Source organism: Methylobacterium longum (assembly GCF_022179385.1).
GTDB lineage: Bacteria > Pseudomonadota > Alphaproteobacteria > Rhizobiales > Beijerinckiaceae > Methylobacterium > Methylobacterium longum.
Genome location: NZ_BPQS01000001.1, coordinates 322946 through 340291 on the forward strand (window position 1 = coordinate 322946; position 17346 = coordinate 340291).

General features: G+C 73.0%; 11 protein-coding genes. 8 read left to right on the top strand and 3 right to left on the bottom strand.

The annotated features are described in order from the left end of the window. The first annotated feature begins 88 nt into the window (after nt 1-88). Entirely contained in the window at nt 89-529 is a 441-nt protein-coding gene (locus MFF58_RS01470) for a DUF1489 family protein (protein ID WP_238284778.1), read from the top strand. Between the two features lie 182 nt (nt 530-711). On the opposite strand, the gene MFF58_RS01475 is transcribed toward MFF58_RS01470, so the two are convergent. Then, nucleotides 712-8199, bottom strand: coding sequence for an apolipoprotein A-IV repeat region-like domain-containing protein (locus MFF58_RS01475; RefSeq protein ID WP_279603397.1), 7488 nt, complete (start codon nt 8197-8199; stop codon nt 712-714). A gap of 335 nt (nt 8200-8534) precedes the next feature. On the opposite strand from MFF58_RS01475, the gene MFF58_RS01480 reads away from it, so the two are divergent. Continuing rightward, nucleotides 8535-8855: an Hpt domain-containing protein gene (locus MFF58_RS01480; protein ID WP_238284877.1), complete on the top strand. Its 321-nt coding sequence runs from the start codon at nt 8535-8537 to the stop codon at nt 8853-8855. A 147-nt stretch (nt 8856-9002) separates the two neighbouring features. Continuing rightward, on the top strand, nt 9003-9323 hold the full coding sequence (locus tag MFF58_RS01485) for a 2Fe-2S iron-sulfur cluster-binding protein (protein WP_010685602.1): 321 nt from the start codon (nt 9003-9005) through the stop codon (nt 9321-9323). A 141-nt stretch (nt 9324-9464) separates the two neighbouring features. Here MFF58_RS01485 and MFF58_RS01490 read toward each other — a convergent pair whose 3' ends face one another. Next, nucleotides 9465-10640: a vWA domain-containing protein gene (locus MFF58_RS01490; RefSeq protein ID WP_238284779.1), complete on the bottom strand. Its 1176-nt coding sequence runs from the start codon at nt 10638-10640 to the stop codon at nt 9465-9467. A gap of 335 nt (nt 10641-10975) precedes the next feature. On the opposite strand from MFF58_RS01490, the gene MFF58_RS01495 reads away from it, so the two are divergent. Further along, complete coding sequence (locus tag MFF58_RS01495) at nt 10976-11383, top strand: hypothetical protein (protein ID WP_238284780.1); 408 nt, start codon at nt 10976-10978, stop codon at nt 11381-11383. A 16-nt stretch (nt 11384-11399) separates the two neighbouring features. On the opposite strand, the gene MFF58_RS01500 is transcribed toward MFF58_RS01495, so the two are convergent. Beyond that, nucleotides 11400-13244, bottom strand: a complete 1845-nt coding sequence (locus MFF58_RS01500) for a cation:proton antiporter domain-containing protein (RefSeq protein ID WP_238284781.1) — start codon at nt 13242-13244, stop codon at nt 11400-11402. 313 nt (nt 13245-13557) lie between these two features. Between MFF58_RS01500 and MFF58_RS01505 the strand changes: the two genes are divergently transcribed. The 4 genes from MFF58_RS01505 (at nt 13558) to MFF58_RS01520 (ending at nt 17345) form a co-directional block, all read left to right on the top strand. After that, nucleotides 13558-14817, top strand: coding sequence for an ATPase (locus MFF58_RS01505; RefSeq protein ID WP_238284782.1), 1260 nt, complete (start codon nt 13558-13560; stop codon nt 14815-14817). Further along, a complete protein-coding gene (locus MFF58_RS01510; RefSeq protein WP_238284783.1) occupies nt 14814-15455 on the top strand; it encodes a hypothetical protein in 642 nt (213 codons plus the stop codon). The genes MFF58_RS01505 and MFF58_RS01510 overlap by 4 nt, the downstream gene beginning before the upstream one ends. 256 nt (nt 15456-15711) lie before the next feature. After that, nucleotides 15712-16563 (top strand): AAA family ATPase, encoded by an 852-nt coding sequence (locus MFF58_RS01515; protein ID WP_238284878.1) that lies wholly within the window; start codon nt 15712-15714, stop codon nt 16561-16563. A 257-nt stretch (nt 16564-16820) separates the two neighbouring features. Beyond that, on the top strand, nt 16821-17345 hold the full coding sequence (locus MFF58_RS01520) for a SixA phosphatase family protein (protein ID WP_238284784.1): 525 nt from the start codon (nt 16821-16823) through the stop codon (nt 17343-17345). Nucleotide 17346: the final 1 nt, after the last annotated feature.

The window sequence follows — 17346 nt, forward strand, 5'->3', positions numbered from 1 at the left end:
CCCTGCTATCAGGGCGCCGCATGGCATCCCATGGTTTCCCGTGGCGTCCCATGCTGTCCCGTGTCGTCAGTCGCGAGAATCCGCGTCCGTGGCCCTGCACCTGATCAAGCTCTGCGTCGGCCCCGCCTCCATCGCCGACCTTGAAGCGCGGCAGGCGCGGTTCCTCGCCGATGCGCTCCGGGACGGCCGGCCGGCGGCGCCGTTCCACGTCACCCGGACCCTGCCCAAGCGCCACCGGGAGATCGCCGGGCAGGGCTCGATCTACTGGGTGATCCGGGGAACCCTGTCCTGTCGGCAGGCGATCACGGCCATCGAGCCGCTGACCGGGGAGGACGGCATTCCGCGCTGCCGGCTGGTCTTCGACCCGCGCCTCGTCCCGGTGGCGCCCCGTCCGTACCGTCCCTTCCAGGGCTGGCGCTACCTCACGGCGGGCGACGCGCCGACCGACCTCGGCGCCGGGGCCTCGGGCGATCTCGCCGAGATGCCCGAGGCCCTGCGGCGCGAGCTGGTCGGCCTCGGCCTGCTGTGACCGGAGGGTCCGACGCGCGCCCTCACCCGGAGCCGCCGGACGTCGCGGGATCCCCCCGAACCCTCCTTCGAGACCCGCCGACGCGGGCAATCCCGCACCAGGGCGAGGGCCGGAGAACTGCTCCCTGAGCGCGCCCGCACCGCAGCCCGCCGGAGCCGGCCTCGACCCCGGCGGGACGCGTCTTACGCCCCGTCGAAGCGTCCGCTGGCATGGGCCAGCATGGTGTAGACCTTGCCGGTCTCCGAGGTGAGATAGGCGTCGGTCCGCTTGGCGTCGCTGTCGTTCTTGACCACGTCGCCGAGCAGGCGCTCGAACTCGCTGACGTAGCGGTCGACGCTGCGGCGGAACTCCGTGTCGGTCCGGTAGCGGCGCTGGATCTCCGCGAAGGTCGCGCGGCCCTGCGGCGTGTAGATCCGCGGGTCGAACAGGTTGGGCTCGCCGCGGCGGTACCGCTCCCACAGGTCGACCGCGGTGCGATGCTCGATCATCTTGGCGATGTCGGTCGAGATCGTGTCGAGGGCGATCCGTCCGGTCTCGGCGGCCGCCACCGCGGGCCGGCGGGCCGGCTGTGCGGGCGCCGCCGGCGCGGCGGCCGGCGCGTCGGCCGCCGGAACCTCCTCGTCGTCGTCCAGGGAGGCGCGGGTCAGGAGATCCGACAGCCAGCCGCGCTTGTCGCCGGCCTGTGCGGGCCGGGCCGGAGCGGCCGGGCGTGGCGCCTCGATCCGGGCCGGAGCGGCCGCGGCGGGCCGCGGTGCCGCCGCGGCGGTCGGAAGCGCCGGAGCGGAAGCCGCCGGAGCCGCCGGCGCCAGGGAGGCGGCGGGGACCGGAGCGGCCGGGGCCGGTGCGGAGCGGCTGCCGCCCTCGGCGACCCGCCGCTGGGTCTGCGCCTGCGGCTGGGCGACGTCCACGGCGCGGCCGGAGCGGGAGACCAGGGACGAGAGCTCGTTGAGCGCCTTGATCTGGTCGGCCACCACCCGGCGCATCTCGCCCGTGGCATCCTGGGTCTCGCGCGGCAGGTCGAGGACGCCCTTGGCAAGTTCGGCGCGGGTGGCGTCGAGTTCACCGCGGATCGAGCCCGCCATCTCGCGCAGTGCCGAGAAGGAGTCGCCGAAGCTGGCCTGGGCCTCCTGGAAGCCGCTGCGCATCTCGCGGGCCGCCTCCTCGATGGCCTGCCGCACGCCCTGGGCGGCCTTCTCGCCCTCGGCGCTGGCGCTGTCCTTCAGGTCGGCGAAGGCGCTCGTCACCGAGGCGCCGGCGCCCTGGGCCGACTGGGCCAGGGACTCGCCGACGCTCCGGGCACGGTCCTCGGCGGCGCGCAGGGTCTGCTCGATCGTGCGCTCCAGGGCCTTGCCGTTCTGCTCCAGGGCGGTCGCCCGCGCCTCGAAGGCGGCGAGCGCGCCCGTCAGGGCCGTTTCGCGGCCCGTCAGGGTCGACCCCAGACGCTCCTCGATGGCGGCGAGCGAGGCGGCCGCCCGGTCGAGGGCGGCGACGTGCGCGGCCGTCTGCTCCCCGAGGGAGCGACCCCGCGTATCGAGGGTCTCGGCGAGGCGGGACGCCTCTTGGAGGGCCCCGTCGGCGGCGCCGCGCAGGGATTCGACCTGCGCCGACACGCCGGCGCTGGCCCGGCCGGTCTCGGAGGCGATGCGTTCCAGCGCCTCCTGGATCTGCTCGATCCGGCCGGCGAGGCCCCGCTCGACCGCGCCGAGATTCGTGTCGGCGCCGGCCACGAGGTCGCTGAGGGCCGTGTTGGCGGTCTCGATCCTCTGGAGGAGGGCGCCGAGTTCCCGGCCCATGCGGTCGTTGGTCTCGAACAGCTCCGAGAGGGTGCGGCCGGCGCCGTCCTCGACGGCGGCGCGCAGCAGCTCGGCCGAGGCCCGCGACTGCACCGCCAGCTCCTCGGTCCGCTCCCGCAGGGTCTCGGCCAGCGGAACACCCGTCTCGGCAAGCGTCCGCTCGATCGCGTCGGCCCGGTCTGCCAGGGCGCGGGACAGGTCGAGCATCGGACCGTCGATGGCCTCGCGCAGGCGGACCACATGACCCTCCACGCTGTCGCCGGCCGCGCGGCCGCTGCCCTCGATGCTGGCGAGCAGGGCGCCGCCCTTCTCCTCGATGGCGCGCACCAGGGTCTCGGCGCTCTCCGCGAGGCGGCGGGACAGGGCCTCGCCGCGGGCATCCACCAGGGCGCCCAGCGCGGTGGCGCGCCGCTCGAACCCGGTCCCGAGCGCCTCTGTGCGCGCGTCGATCAGGCCGGCGAGCGCCGCCTCGCGGCGGCTGAGCGTCTCGGCGAGCGCCGCGTTGTGGGCGTCGACCTGCTCGGCATGGGCCCGCGCGCGCTCGTCCAGGGCGGCCACGAGGCTCGCGGTGCGCTCGTCCATGAGGCCCGCGAAGGCCTCGTGGCGGTCGTCGAAGGCCGTGGCCAGCGTATCCGCGCGCTGAGCGACCAGCGTCGCGAACAGCCGCATCCGGCTGTCGATGCGCTGGGTGAAGGCGTCGGCCCGGGCATCGACGCCGCGGGCCAGGGCCTCGCTCTGCGCCTCCACGGCCTGCGCGAGCGCCGTCGTGCGACCCTCCACGACGCCGTCGAGGTCGCGCAGCCGGGCGTCGAAGGCCTCGACCAGGGCTCCGGTGCGGCCTTCGGCAGCCGCCATCAGGGCCTGGCTGCGGTCTTCGAGCAGCCCCTCGATCGACGCGCGCGCCTCTTCGAAGGTGCCGCGCAGGGCCTCGATCCGCGCGTCGACCCGCTCGGACACGTCGCGGCCGGTCCCCTCGACGATCGCCCCGAGGCGACCCTGCACCCGCTCGAACAGCACCTGCAATTCGGCCGTCCGCTCCCTGAGCGTCTCGGCGAGTTGGGTCTCGCGCGTCTCCAGCAGGCCCGCGATGGCCGGATTGACCTGCTCGATGGTCGCCTGCAGCGCCTGGGTCCGGTGCTCGATCGTTCCGGCGATCTGGCGGCCGCGGCCCTCCACGAGGCGGTCGATCTCCTCCTGAGCCCGCTCGAACACGGCCTGCAGCGCGACGGTCCGCTCCTGCATGGCCTCGGTCAGCCGGGCTTCCCGCGTCTCCAGCAGGCCCGCGATGGCGGGGTTCGCCTGCTCGATGGTGGTCTGAAGGGCCTGCGTGTGGTGCTCGATCGTCCCGGCGATCTGGCGGCCGCGGCCCTCCACGAGGCGGTCGATCTCGCCCTGTGCGCGCTCGAACAGGGTCTGGAGGTCGGCCACGCGTGCCCCCAGCAGCTCCGACATCTGGGCCGGCGCGGCATCGAGGGTGGTGCGCAGCCCCTCGGTCTGGGCCGCGATGGCGTCGGCGACTTCCTGGCCGCGGCCATCCACGAGGTCGCGCAGGCCCGCCTGGGCCTCCTCGAACAGGGTCTGCAGGCGCTGCGTGCGCGCGTCGAGGGTCGCGGCGAGCTGGCGCTCGCGGGTCTCCACCAGCGCCGAGACGGCGGCGGGCGCCTCCTCCAGCACCCCGCGCAGGGCCTGGATCCGGGTGTCGATGGCGGCGGCGAAGCGGCCGCCGCCGCCCTCGACCACCGCGTCGAGGGCGGCCTGGGCCTCCTCGAACAGGGTGCGCAGGGCCTGCCCGCGGGCGGCGAGCGTCTCGGCGAGACGGTTGCCCCGGCCCTCGACCAGGGTCTCCAGGCTGCCCAGCCGCTCGTCGAACAGGCTGCCGAGTTGCCGGGTCCGGTCCTCCAGCGCGCCGGTCGCGGTGCCGAACGCGCCGTCCAGGGCGGCGACCAGCGCCTGGCCGCGGCCATCCAGCGCCTCGTTGATCGGGCCCATGCGGCCGTCCATCGTGGCGGCCAGGGTGCCGGCGTGGTCGTCCAGCATCACGCGGATCTGGTTGGTCCGGTCGTCCAGCAGGCTGTGGACCGAGCGCACGCCGTCGTCGAGCAGGCCGCTGATGTCGGCGGTCCGGCTCGACAGGGTGTGACCCAGGCGGCCCTCGCCGGCCTCCAGCATCCGCTCGGCATCCGCGATGGTCTGCTGCAGCTTGGCGAGCACGCTCTCGCCGCGCTGGTCGATCAGTTGCGCGAGCGACGTGCCGCCGCTGTCGAACAGGCGGCCCAGCTCGGTGATGCGGCCGCCGATCGCCCCGAACACGGAGCGGCCCTTCTCGTCGAGCTCGCCCGACAGGGACGCGATGCGCTCGTCGATGAGGCGGGCGAGATGGTCGGCACGCTCCGCGAAAGCGGCGCGCACGGCCTCGGTGCGGGCTTCCAGCGCCGCGTCGGCGCTCTGGGCGCGCTCGTCCACCAGCCGGACGATCGCCTCGCCGCGGGTCGACAGCGCCGTCTCCAGGCCGCGGGTCGAGTCCTCGATGGACGTGGTGAGCGCGCGGACGCGCTCGGCCATGGCGCCGTCGAGGCCGCCGGTCCGGTCGGAGATCATCGCGACGAGGTCGCGCGTCCGGCCGGCCAGTTCCTCGTCGACCGCGCGGGTGCGCGCCTCGATGAGGCGGATCGCCTCGAAGGCCTGCACGCCGAAGCTCTCGTCGACCAAGCGGGCGCGCTCGTCCAGCGCCTCGGCGATCGCCTGGAGGCGGCCGATCACGCCGACGTCGAACTGGCCCGCGCTCTCGGCGATCCGGTGGGCGATCTCGCCCGTGTGCCGGGCGATATCCTCTCCGAGGCCGGTGGTGCGGCCCTCCAGCATCTCGATCAGGCCGCGGTGGCCCTCGGCCATGATGCGCGCCATCTCGTCGGTCCGGGCGCGCAGCACGTCATCCACCGCTGAGGCGCGGGTGCCGAGATGGGCGTCGATCTCGGCGACGAGGCCGGCCACGGCCGCGCCGATCTCGGCGGTCCGCCGGACGGAGCGCTCCTCCAGGCCGCCGAGGTGGGTCTCGATCATGCTGCCGGCCTCGCGGGCCTGGGCCGAGATCGTCTCGGCGACGGCCTGACCCTTGCCGGTGATGAGGCGGTCCATCTCCTCCAGCCGGGTGCCCACGGTTTCGCCGAAGGCCGCGGTGTCGCGGCCGATGCGGTCCGCGAGGATGTCGCCGCGGGCGATGGTCTCCTGCAGGGCGGTGAGGCGGCTGCCCAGGGTCTCGTCGATCGCCCGGACCCGTCCGTCCGCGGTCTCGGCGAAGCTCGCTCCGGTCTGGCTGAGGGTGTCGGCGATGCGGGCCCCCTGGCTCGCCACCGCCAGCACGATGTCGCGGCCTGTGCCGCTGATGCGGGCCTGGGTCTCGTCGGCGTGGCTCGCCAGGAGTTCGGCGACGCTGCGGCCATGGGCGCCGAAGGCCGTCTCCATCTCGCCGATCCTCGCGGCGAGGTCGGCCGAGATCGCGCGGGCGGCCTCGGCGAGGCTGCCGGTGGCGTCGCCGGTCCGCGCGGCGAGTTCCCGGTTGAGGTCGTCGAGGGCGGCGCGGACGGCGGCGACCGCCTCCGTGCCGCGCGCGCCCAGCTCCGTACCGGCCCGGTCGGCGGCGTCGCGGAACCGCGTCGTCAGGCTGGCGGTCTCCGCCTCGACGGCGCCGGTCACCTCGGCGGAGGCGTTGCGCAGGGTCTCCAGGGCGGCGGTGAGGCGGGCGGTCGCGTCGCGCGTCCGGCCCTCGGCGGCCTCGCCCGCCTGATCGGCGGCGGCGCGCAGCGCCTCGGCCGCCTCACCGGTCCGCGCCGCCAGGGCGGCGGCGGACTCCGAGACCCGACGCTCGAAGACCTGCACGGCCTCGAGGGTCCGGGCCTCGACCGCGCCGGTGGCATCCTCGGCCGAACCGCGCAGGGCGGTGGCGACTTCCTCGGTCCCGCGCCGGAGCGCGGCGACCGCGCCGGCGGTGCGGCCGTCGATCTCGCCCGACAGGTTCTCGACGGCCCCCCGCAGGCTGCCGACCGCGGCGGCAGCCCCGGCCTCGAAGCCCTGGCCCAGCACCGTGAAGGCGGCCTCCAGGCTCGCCGCGGCCGTGCCGGTGTGATGCGTGATCCCGCTGCCGGCGCGCTCGGCCGCCGCGGCGACGCGGCGCTCCAGATCCGCGGCCCGCACCGTGACGGTCTCGTCGAGCCGTGCCGCGATGCCGTCCATGCGCTCGGCGAGGGCGCCGCCGCGATCCGACAGCGCCTCGGCGATCCGCTCGGCCGTGCCGATCAGGTCGTCGCGCACCGCGCCCGCGCGGGTCGTCAGGGTGTCGCCGGCGCCGCTCGCGGCGAGCGCCAGGGCGGCCTGGGCGTCGCGCCCGCGGCCCTCGATCATCTCGGCCACCGACAGGCCCGCGCTCTCGATCTCGGCGCGGAGCGCGGTGCCGCGGCCGGCGATGTCCTGGGTCAGCGCCGTGCCGGTCTCGGCGAAGCGGGCGGTGATCTCGGCGCCCATGGCGCCGAAGCGCTCGGTCAGGTCAGAGCCGCGCGACAGGAAGACGGTCTCCAGGCCGCCCACCGAGCGCTCGAAGCTCTCGCGCACCGCGCCGGCCTGCTGCTCCAGGGCCTCGCCCACGCGCGTGCCGGTCTCCGCGAGACTCCGGGCCAGCGCGCCGGTGTTCTCGGCGAGGCGGTCGGTGAGGGCGGTGCCGGCGGCCTCGAAGGCGCCCGTCACCTCGCCGGCCCGGGTCCCGAAGGTGCGGGTCAGCGTCTCGCCGACCTCCTGGAGGGTCCCCCGCACGTCCTGGCTCGTCGCCGTCAGGTTGTCGATGAGATCGCTGCCGCGGGCGGTCATCAGGCCGACCACCCGGTCGCCGGCCTCGCCCAAGGAGGCGGTGATCGCGGCGCCGCGGATCTCCAGCGCGCCGGTGACGCGCTCGCCCGCGCCGGTCACCGCGGAAACGATCCGGTCGGAGGCGCCCTCCAGCTCCTGGCTCAGGCTCTGGTGCGAGCCGGTGATCGCGGTCCGAACCCGGTCGGCGTTGGTGACGATGGCCTCCCGCTGCGCCACCAGCTCGTCCACGAGGGACCGGATGCGGATCTCGTTGTCGGAATAGGCGCGCTCCAGGGTGGCGATCTCGCCGCGCACCAGGGTCTCCAGTTCACCCGCGCGGGCGAGCGCCCGCTCGACGCCGTCGCCCACCGCCGCCACCTCGCGGCGCACGGTCTGCGACATGGTCAGGACGGCATCGGTGGAGAAGCTCTCGGGTTCGGCCAGCCGCACCGCGACCTCGCCGACCGCGCGGGCGACGAGGCGCATCTCCTGGGCGCGCACGGCCAGCATGGCGGCGATCACGAACAGCACCACCGGCCCGAGCAAGGCGGCGGCGCCGATGCTCGCCTGCAGGGCGCTGAGCCCCGCCACGACGCCACGCAGGTCGCCGTCGGACTTGGTCCAGGCGACCAGCACGAGGGCCCCGATCCAGGCCGCACCGGCGGCGAGGGCGAACAGGTAGGGCTTGGGCGAGGAGCGCACCCGCAGGGTCTGCTGCAGGATGCCGATGTTGCGTCGGTCGTCGTTGGCCACGAGCGAACGGTCGGGCGGCAGGAGGCCGCCCTCGCGGCGGGGACGATCCAGGCCGGGGGGCGGCAGGTCCGAGACGAGGGGCGCGTCGAGGTCGAGGCGCGGCGGCATGGTGCGGCCGGCCGGGTCGAGGCCCCCGTCGAGCAGCGGATCGGCATCGCCGACGTCGGGCAGGCGCGGCTCGGCGCGGCTGTCGGTGCCGTTCGGCGTCAGGGCGTCGAGGTTCAGCGCCTGCTCGATCGCAGAGAGCGCGGCCTCGGCCGGGTCCTTCAGCTTCTTCTCGGTCGCCATTCAACGCCTCGTTACACGGGTTCACCGGCACCTGGGGAGGCTGATGCCGGAGACGCAACGCCCCGTTTACCATCCAAGATTAGACGCGGGCAGCGATTGCCGATACCCGAGCCCCCGGCCGGCCCCAGAAAACGTTAACCGAATGGTTACCGCGCCTGCCGCTCACCGCCTCCGCCATCCTGCCGCACGGGACGGGTCCGGCGCGATCCCCGCCCCGCGAATCGGGGGGTGAATTGTGTGGATCAGCCCCGCCATCCACGAAGAACACGCATCCCGGGAGCCAGGACATGAGCCAGGACAGGAGCCGGGGCATGAGCCAGGGCACGAGCCGGGGCATGCAGGCCATCGACCGCGCGGCGCTCGACGTCCAGACGGGGGGCGACGCCGAACTCGCCCGCGAAGTGCTGGATCTGTTCGCCGGCCAGTGCCGGTCGATCCTGCCCAGGCTCGCCGATGCCGCCGCCGCGCCGGAGCGGCGCGCCGACCTCGCCCACACCTTGAAGGGCTCGGCCGCGGGCGTCGGCGCGGAGCGGGTTCGCGCCCTGGCGGACGCCGCCGAGGCGCGCCTGCGCGCGGATGACGGGCCGGTCCCGCTCGACGACCTCGCCGCCGCGGTCGCGGCGGCGCTCGCGGAGATCGGGACCGCGCAGCCCTGACGAGCCATCCGGGCACCGCCCGCGATGCGGCGATCGAACCGGGAGGGGCGACAACCGCCGCGCTTGCATTCCGCGATCTCTGCCGCCAATCAGGCGCACGCCGCCCGTCGGAGAGATTGCGCTCGACGCGAGCCCGGAGCCCCCAGCATGCCCAAGATCACCTACGTCGACCACGCCGGGACGGAGAGGACCGTCGAAGGCAGCGTCGGCGCGACCGTGATGGAGACGGCTCTGCGCAACAACGTGCCGGGCATCGACGCGGAGTGCGGCGGCGCCTGCGCCTGCGCGACCTGCCACGTCTACGTCGCCGACGCGTGGATCGAGGTGGTGGGCAAGGCCGCCGACATGGAGCAGGACATGCTCGATTTCGCCAGCGACGTGCGCGAGAACTCCCGCCTGTCCTGCCAGATCAAGATCACGCCGGCGCTCGACGGGCTGGTGGTGACGACGCCCTCCCAGCAGGGCTGACAGGGCGTCCGATCGCGGGCCGGCGACGGACGGTTCGCCGGATCATCCATCCTCCCGCGTCCCGAGGGGCCGGAGCGCAGCGGGAACCTCGGGGCGAGGGTGCGGGTCGGATGAGCCCCCCGAGCCGGGGCCTGTCACGGCTCACCGCACGAGCGCCCGCGCCGCCGCGTCGAGCCCGTCCAGGGTGAGCGGGAACATCCGGCCGGCGACCAGCCGCTGCATCATGCCGATCGACTGGGTGTAGCCCCAGTGCGTCTCGGGCACCGGGTTCAGCCACGCGACCTTCGGGAAATGGTCGAGGAGCCGCTGCATCCAGACGGCACCCGCCTCCTCGTTCCAGTGCTCCACGGAGCCGCCCGGCGTGGCGATCTCGTAGGGGCTCATCGAGGCGTCGCCCACGAAGACGACGCGGTAGTCGCTGCCGTAGGTGCGGATCACGTCGAGCAGCGGCGTCTTCGCCTCGTGGCGCCGCCGGTTCTCGGTCCAGACCGCCTCGTAGGGGCAGTTGTGGAAGTAGTAGTGCGCGAGGTGCTTGAACTCGGAGCGCGCCGCCGAGAACAGCGCCTCGGCCTGCGCGATGTGCCAGTCCATCGAGCCGCCCACATCGAGGAAGAGCAGTACCTTGACGGCGTTGCGCCGCTCCGGCCGCAGCCGCACGTCGATGTAGCCCTGGCGGGCGCTCTCGCGGATCGTGCCGTCGAGATCGAGCTCCTCGGCCGCCCCCGTCCGGGCGAAGCGGCGCAGGCGCCGGAGCGCGAGACGCATGGTGCGGGCGCCGATCTCCCGGTCGTCGTCGAGGTCCTTGAACTCCCGCTTGTCCCAGACCTTCACCGCCCGGAAGTTGCGGTTCCCGTCCTGGCCGATGCGGATGCCCTCGGGATTGTAGCCGTAGGCGCCGAAGGGCGAGGTCCCGCCGGTGCCGATCCATTTCGAGCCGCCCTGATGGCGCCCCTTCTGCTCGGCGAGCCGCTGCTTCAGGGTCTCGAACAGCTTGTCCCAGCCCAGCGCCTTCAGCTCCGCCCGCTCGGCCTCGGTCAGGTATTTCTCCGCGAGCTTGCGCAGCCACTCCTCGGGGATCGCGGCGGGCTCCACCGCAGGGCCGAGGGTTTCCAGCCCCTTGAACACCGTGCCGAACACCCGGTCGAACCGGTCGAGATGCGCCTCGTCCTTCACGAGCGCGGTGCGCGCCAGGAAATAGAACGCCTCGACGTCGTGCCCGGCCAGCCCCCGGTCGAGGCCGCCGAGGAGGGTCAGGTACTCCTTCAGGGAGACGGGAACCTTGGCGTCCCGGAGGGCCGTGAAGAACTGCAGCAGCATCCCGGGAGAACGCGCCAGCGGAGCGCCCGGGTCAAGTCTGGGCGAATCGCCCGCCCGCGGATCGCGCCGGGCAGGACTATCCGGCCCCGTTCCCGAATCTTCGCCGGTGGTCGACAGGATTCAGGCCCGAGAAAGCGGCCGATCCGGTGCCCGGAGCGAGACTCCGCATGTGCACGGGACTCGTAACCTGGGCATAAGTCATCGAATCTGTTGATATGTGCCGGGCCAAGCCTCGCACAGTCACTCATTCGGTCATGGGAATCGCTCAACTCGAAGCATCGAGTGTGTGCGGACGCGGCGACGCGGGCCGGACAGGGCAAGCGAGGAGACCTGCGATGGCGGTCATCCTGCGGAATCTGACGGATTTCAAGCGGTTTCTCGGGAAGCCGGGGGCGACGATTCAGTTGGTGCGCAACACCTTCATGGACCGTCAGCCGGAGGCGACCCGCGGGGCCTACCGCGACAAGGGCATGTACGCGCCGCGCGCCGTGCAGGCCCTGTCGCGCAAGGCGGCCGTCTTCACCCTGCGGGGCTATCCCGGGACGGTCTGGCTTTACTGGGACAAGGGCGCCCGCGGCTGGCGCTTCACCGGGGACACCGTGACGGTGCCGCTCGTGACGGGCCTGGGGCCGGCGGACGAACTGGTCTACCGGTGCAGCTTCGCCGATGGCTTCGAGCGGGCCCCGCGCAGCCGCGTCGCGCGGCGGCCCAAGCTCGCCGAGGCGTACCCCGTCCCGGCGTGACGGAACGGGAGGCGGCTCAGGCCTCCTGGCCGGCGGCCTCCTGACGCTCGGGCTCCCGCTTGGCGGCCGGCTTGCCGAGGGCCTTGCCCACGGTACGGCGGGCCCGGAAGATCGGCTTCGCCTCGTTCTCGCGCTTCTTCAGCAGGGTCCGGTACTCCTCCCGCCGCTCGTGGATCGACGCGATGACGAGCCCCATCGGCACGCCGACATCGACCAGCACGGCCTCCGAGAGCTGCAGCGAGGCCTCGATCGTTTCCGGCACCGCGTCGTCGACGCCGAGTTCATAGAGCGCGGAGGCATGGCGGGCGTCGCGGGCCCGGGCCACGATGGTCAGGTCCGGCCGCTCGGCGCGGGCCGCCGCCACCGCCGCCTCGACGGCGCGCGGGTTGTCGAGGGTGACCACCAGGGCCCGGGCCGTGGCGATGTCGCAGCGGCGCAGGATTTCGGTGTTGCCGCTGTCGCCGAAGTAGACCGGCGCCCCGGAGCGCCGCTGCTCGGCGACCCGGGCGGCGTCGGAGTCGAGGGCGAGATACGGGATCTTGTGCCGCTCCAGCATCTCGCCGACCTGCCGGCCGACGCGGCCGAAGCCCGCCACGATCACCCGGTTCTCCACCCGCTCGGGCATCGGCTCCGCCTTGGTGGCGGCCTGGGCGCCGGCGGTCGCGCGCTGCTTGAGCCGCCGCCCGACCGCGGCCAGGGCCGGGATCATGATCATCGTGACGGTGGTCACCACGAGCGCGGCCGCCCCAACCTCCTCCGGCACCAGCCCGGTGGCCATGGCGCCTCCGATCAGGACGTAGGCGAACTCGCCGCCCGGGCCGAGCAGCAGCGCCGTCTCGAGCGCCACCGGCCGGGGGATCTTGAGGACCGGGGCCGCCATCATCACCACGGCGGCCTTGATCAGGACCAGTGCCAGGGACAGGCCCAGGATGGCGCCCGGCGTCGCCATGAGCTGCGCCGGGTCGAGGTTCATGCCCACCGAGACGAAGAACACGCCGAGCAGCAGGCCCTTGAACGGGTCGATCGTCGCCTCGATCGCCCGGCGATACTCGGTCTCGGCCAGGAGCAGGCCGGCCACGAAGGCGCCGAGCGTCATCGACAGGCCGCTCGCCGCCGCGGTCAGCGCCGTGCCGACAATGACCAGCAGGCAGGCGGCCATGAACAGCTCGGTGGAGCGCGTGCGCGCCACGAGCTGGAACAGCGGGCGCAGGGCGAGGCGGCCCGCGACCACGATCAGCACCAGCGCGACGGCGGCCTGGCCGAGCGCCAGGGCCAGGGCCCAGCCCTTGTCGCCGCCGTCGTCGCGGCCGAGCACCGCGATGGCGAACAGCGCCGGGGCCACCGCCAGATCCTGGAACAGCAGGACCGCGAAGCTCGTCCGCCCGGTGGGCGCGTTGAGCCGCCGCTGCTCGGCCAGCACCGGCAGCACCACGGCGGTCGACGACAGGGCGAGCCCGATGCCGACGATGGCGGCGCCGGTGAGCGGCACGTTGAGCCCGTACAGGATCGCTCCGAGGATCAGCGCGGAGCAGCCCACCTGCAGGGAGCCGAGGCCGAAGACGAGCCGGCGCAGGACCCGCAGGCGCTCCCAGGACAGCTCGATCCCGATCATGAACATCAGGAAGATCACGCCGAACTCGGCGAGGTGCGAGATCTCGGTGCGGTTGCCGATGGTGAACAGGTGGACGGAGGGGTAGGTATCGGCCAGCCGACCGAGGCCGAAGGGTCCGAGCAGGGCACCGGCGCCGATGAAGCCGAGCACCGGCGAGATCCGGAGGCGGTGGAACAGCGGCACCACGATGCCCGCCGTGACGAGAAACAGGATCGCTTCCTTGTAGGAGCCGGCGTGGACCTCTGGCATCGGCGGCGGATCGAACCTCGTCTTTCGCGGCGGCGGGGATGCCGATCACGGCTGCGCGATGATGGGTCGGCGCGGCGCTGCGGGCAACCGGTTTCCGCCCGGGATCGAGCCCGGGCAGGTGCGTTGCGACACAAGCCGGATACATCAACCGGGTGAGACATTTCGGTCACCGGCGCGCAGGATGCGGCCGGACATCCAGAGGATGCGTGCGGTGGACGCGTGCAACGCGGCTCAAAATCGGCACAATGCGCGCATACACGCCTGAGTTAACCGGGGGTTAAGCTCGGCCGGGCTGTGCCCGAGACTGGACCCGATGGATGCGACGAGGCCGATGATCTCCATCAAATCGATATTCTCCGGCCCCGCAGCGCCTCCGAACCGTGACCGCAAGCGCGAGCAGCGCGAGTGGAAGCTCGAATCGGACCGCTGGCAACACCAGCGCCACGTCGACAAGGGCTACCGCATCAAGTGGGGCTACGTGGGGATCGCATACCTCGTCGAGTTCATGGTGATCGGCGCCTCGCTCTGGGGCGCGTGGCTGTTCGCGGGCGTCTACAGCGACGGCGACTGGCACGCCTTCTACTTCATGCTGCTGGCGCCGCTGGTCTACGCGGCGGTGGAGCTGTGCCGGGTGCCGCTCGGCATCCTGGCCCGCACCCAGCGCTCGTACTTCGTGCGCGCGCTCGCGGTGCTGGGCATCATCTTCGCGGCCGGCGTGACCACCAAATCGGTGTCGCAGCTCGGCGAGATGATGTTCCATCCCCGCCTGATGGAGGCCGCGCGGACCAAGACCGCCCTGAAGGACGCGCAGGCCGACCGCGCCACGATCGGCGACCGCATCAAGGCGGCGGACGAGCGGGTGGCCCAGTACACGGCCGAGCTCGACCAGATCGAGAAGCGCGCCGCCGACAACGCCCAGCAGCTCGCCGGCCTCCCGGCACAGCGCTGCGAGCGGGTCTTCGGCACCAACAGCAAGGGCCGCAAGTACCAGAACCTGAAATGCGTGGCCGATCCCCGCGTCGCCGCCCTGTCGGGCGGTGTCACCAAGGCCTCGTCGGACCGTGCCGCGATGATCAAGGACCTTGAGGAGGCCCGCAAGGCCCGCGCGGCCCTCGATCCCGGCGCCGCCGACCGGCGCGTGGCCGATGCCGAGCAGGGCTACCGCAACGCGGTCAACCGCTCCCAGCTCCACTCCTTCACCGCCATGGTCTACGGCGTCGACCCGATCGACGTGACCGAGAGCCAGGTCCATGCCTTCCTGCGGATCTTCGTGTTCCTGCCGGCGGTCTGCGCCGCCTTCGCGTCGACGATCCTGGCGCTGTGCGCGGTCTCGACCCGCCGGACCTTCATGGACGAGGACGATCTCGGCGCCGCCGTGAATCCGGAGGCCGCCCCCTACATGCTGGATGCGATCGCCGACGCCCTGCGCTCGAATCCCGAGCCAATCCTGCCGCGGGCCGCCAATGCGTCGGGCGCGGTGATCCCGATGAACCGTCCGGCCCAGGGCCAACAGGCGCTGCCCAACCAGACCCTGCCGAGCCAGACCCTACCTGCCGCGGGAGCGGGCGCATGAACTACGTCGCGGGCGGAACTCCTGAGAACATCGCCCTCGCCCAGCAGGTGAATTCGCGCCTGCGGGCGGATTCGAGCTACGTCGCCGCCCGCGCCTTCCTGTTCCGGGCGCTGGGCTTCGGCGCCTTCGCGTGCCTCGCCGGCATCGGCGTGGGCGCGGCGGCCTATGGCTGGGCGACGCTCAACCAGTTCGACACCGCCGCGGAGAAGATCGCCGCCGCCATGCAGGCGGCGCTGTCGGACGTGACCCTGAAGACCAAGGGCGAGGTCACGCTGACCGACAACGTGTTGAAGCTCGAGGGTCTGCCCAAGGCCCCCGCGACGCCGACGCCCACCAGGGCGCAACTCGGCAGCGATGCCGCACCGGCCTCCAAGGCGGTGGTGAACACCACCTTCACGGTGTTCAAGCAGGTGCCCTATCTCGACGGGCAGATCGTGACCGGCTGGAACTTCAAGGACAGCGCCGACCAGCCCTACCAGCAATACTGCTACTTCTCCCGCCGGACGGCCGAGGCGAAGGGGCAGGTCGAGATCAAGATCGACCTCGCCATGGACGGCAAGACCCTGCCGCAGCCGCAGAAATCCGACGTGAATCTGGAGATCCTGGCCCGGAACTGCGTCTGGCACGAGAAGGGCTGATCAGGCCCCGGGATGAGCCCGAACATCCGCTCCTGGCCCTCATCCTGAGGTGCGGACGCGAAGCGGCCGCCTGAAGGAGCCCCCCGAACGCGCCGCGATCCCCGAGACCCACCCCAAAGGCTCGCTCATGCGGACACCGCGGGATGCGGGTGGAGGCCGGGCGAGACGCCGTCGGCGAAGCCGCGCGGCAGAGCGCTTGCGGCACGGCAGGATAGCGCGTTACCCGTTGCGTCAGGCCCACCTCTCCGAGACCGCGATGCGCTTTTCCGGCACCGAGACCTACGTCGCGACCCCCGACCTGACCGCGGCCGTCAACGCCGCCGTCGTCCTCGAACGCCCGCTCCTGGTGAAGGGCGAGCCCGGCACCGGCAAGACCGTGCTGGCCGAGGAGATCGCCAAGGGCCTGAACGCGCCGCTGCTCGTCTGGAACATCAAGTCGACAACGAAGGCGCAGCAGGGGCTGTACGAGTACGATGCGGTCTCGCGCCTGCGCGACTCGCAGCTCGGCGACCCGCGGGTCTCGGAGATCGGCAACTACATCCGGCGCGGCAAGCTCTGGGAAGCGTTCACCGCGCCCGAGCGCCCGGTCCTACTCATCGACGAGATCGACAAGGCCGACATCGAGTTTCCCAACGACCTGCTGACCGAACTCGACCGGATGGAGTTCCACGTCTACGAGACCGGCGAGACCGTGAAGGCCGTGCGGCGGCCGATCGTGATCATCACGTCGAACAACGAGAAGGAGCTGCCGGACGCGTTCCTCCGCCGCTGCTTCTTCCACTACATCAAGTTCCCCGACGCCGAGACACTGCAGCGCATCGTCGATGTGCACTACCCGGGCATCAAGCACCGCCTCGTCGAGGAGGCCCTGCGGACCTTCCTGGCGATGCGCGAGGTGCCGGGACTGAAGAAGAAGCCCTCGACCTCGGAACTGCTCGACTGGCTGAAGCTCCTCGTCTCCGAGGACATCGCCCCCGAGACCCTGCGCGAGCAGGACGGCCGGAAGCTGATCCCGCCGCTCCATGGGGCGCTGCTCAAGAACGAGCAGGATGTGAGCCTATTCGAGAAGCTCGCCTTCATGATGCGTCGGGAGCAGCGGGGCGGCTGAGGCCGGGGCCGCCGGCGCGGCCTGGACCACCCGCACCCTCGTCCGGCGGTGGGGACGCGCAGCGCTCGCACCTCCGGATGAGGCGCGCAACGGGCCGCGCGGATCGTGGAGCAACGGGGCCGGCCCGAGGCTGCCGGCAGGCCGAGGTTCCCGCGCGGCACGCTTTCGGTTAACCGGACGGGAGGGGCTTTTGCGATGCCGGTCCGGCGACGCCGGGTCCCCGCTCCCGAGAACGGCCCGGTCCAGAGGTTCGCTCCATGCGCAGGCTGATCCTGTTGCGGCACGCCAAATCGGATCGTTCGCCGGGCGTCGCCGACCGCGACCGCCCGCTCAACCCCCGCGGGCGGCGGACCGCGCCGGTTGTGGGCGCCCATCTCGCGGAGGCGGGGCTGCGCCCCGATCTCGCCCTCGTCTCCACGGCAGTCCGGACGCGGGAGACCTGGGACGCGATGGCAGCCGCGCTGGGCAATCCCGAGACGCGCTGGCAGCCGGAGATCTACGAGGCGCCGGCCCACCGGATCCTCGGGGTGATCAAGGCCGCGCCCGATGGGGCCGCCGTCGTGATCGTCGTCGGCCACAATCCGGGTCTCGGCGACCTCGCGGCAGCTCTGGCGGGGGAGGGACCGCGCGCGGCCCGCGACCGTCTGGCCCTGGAATTCCCCACCGCCGCCTACGCGGTGATCGACTTCGACACCGCCCATTGGTCGGATGTGGCGCCGGGCCGGGGACGCCTGGAGCGGTTCGCGCGCCCGCGGGACATCAACCCGGATCTCGGGGGCTGAC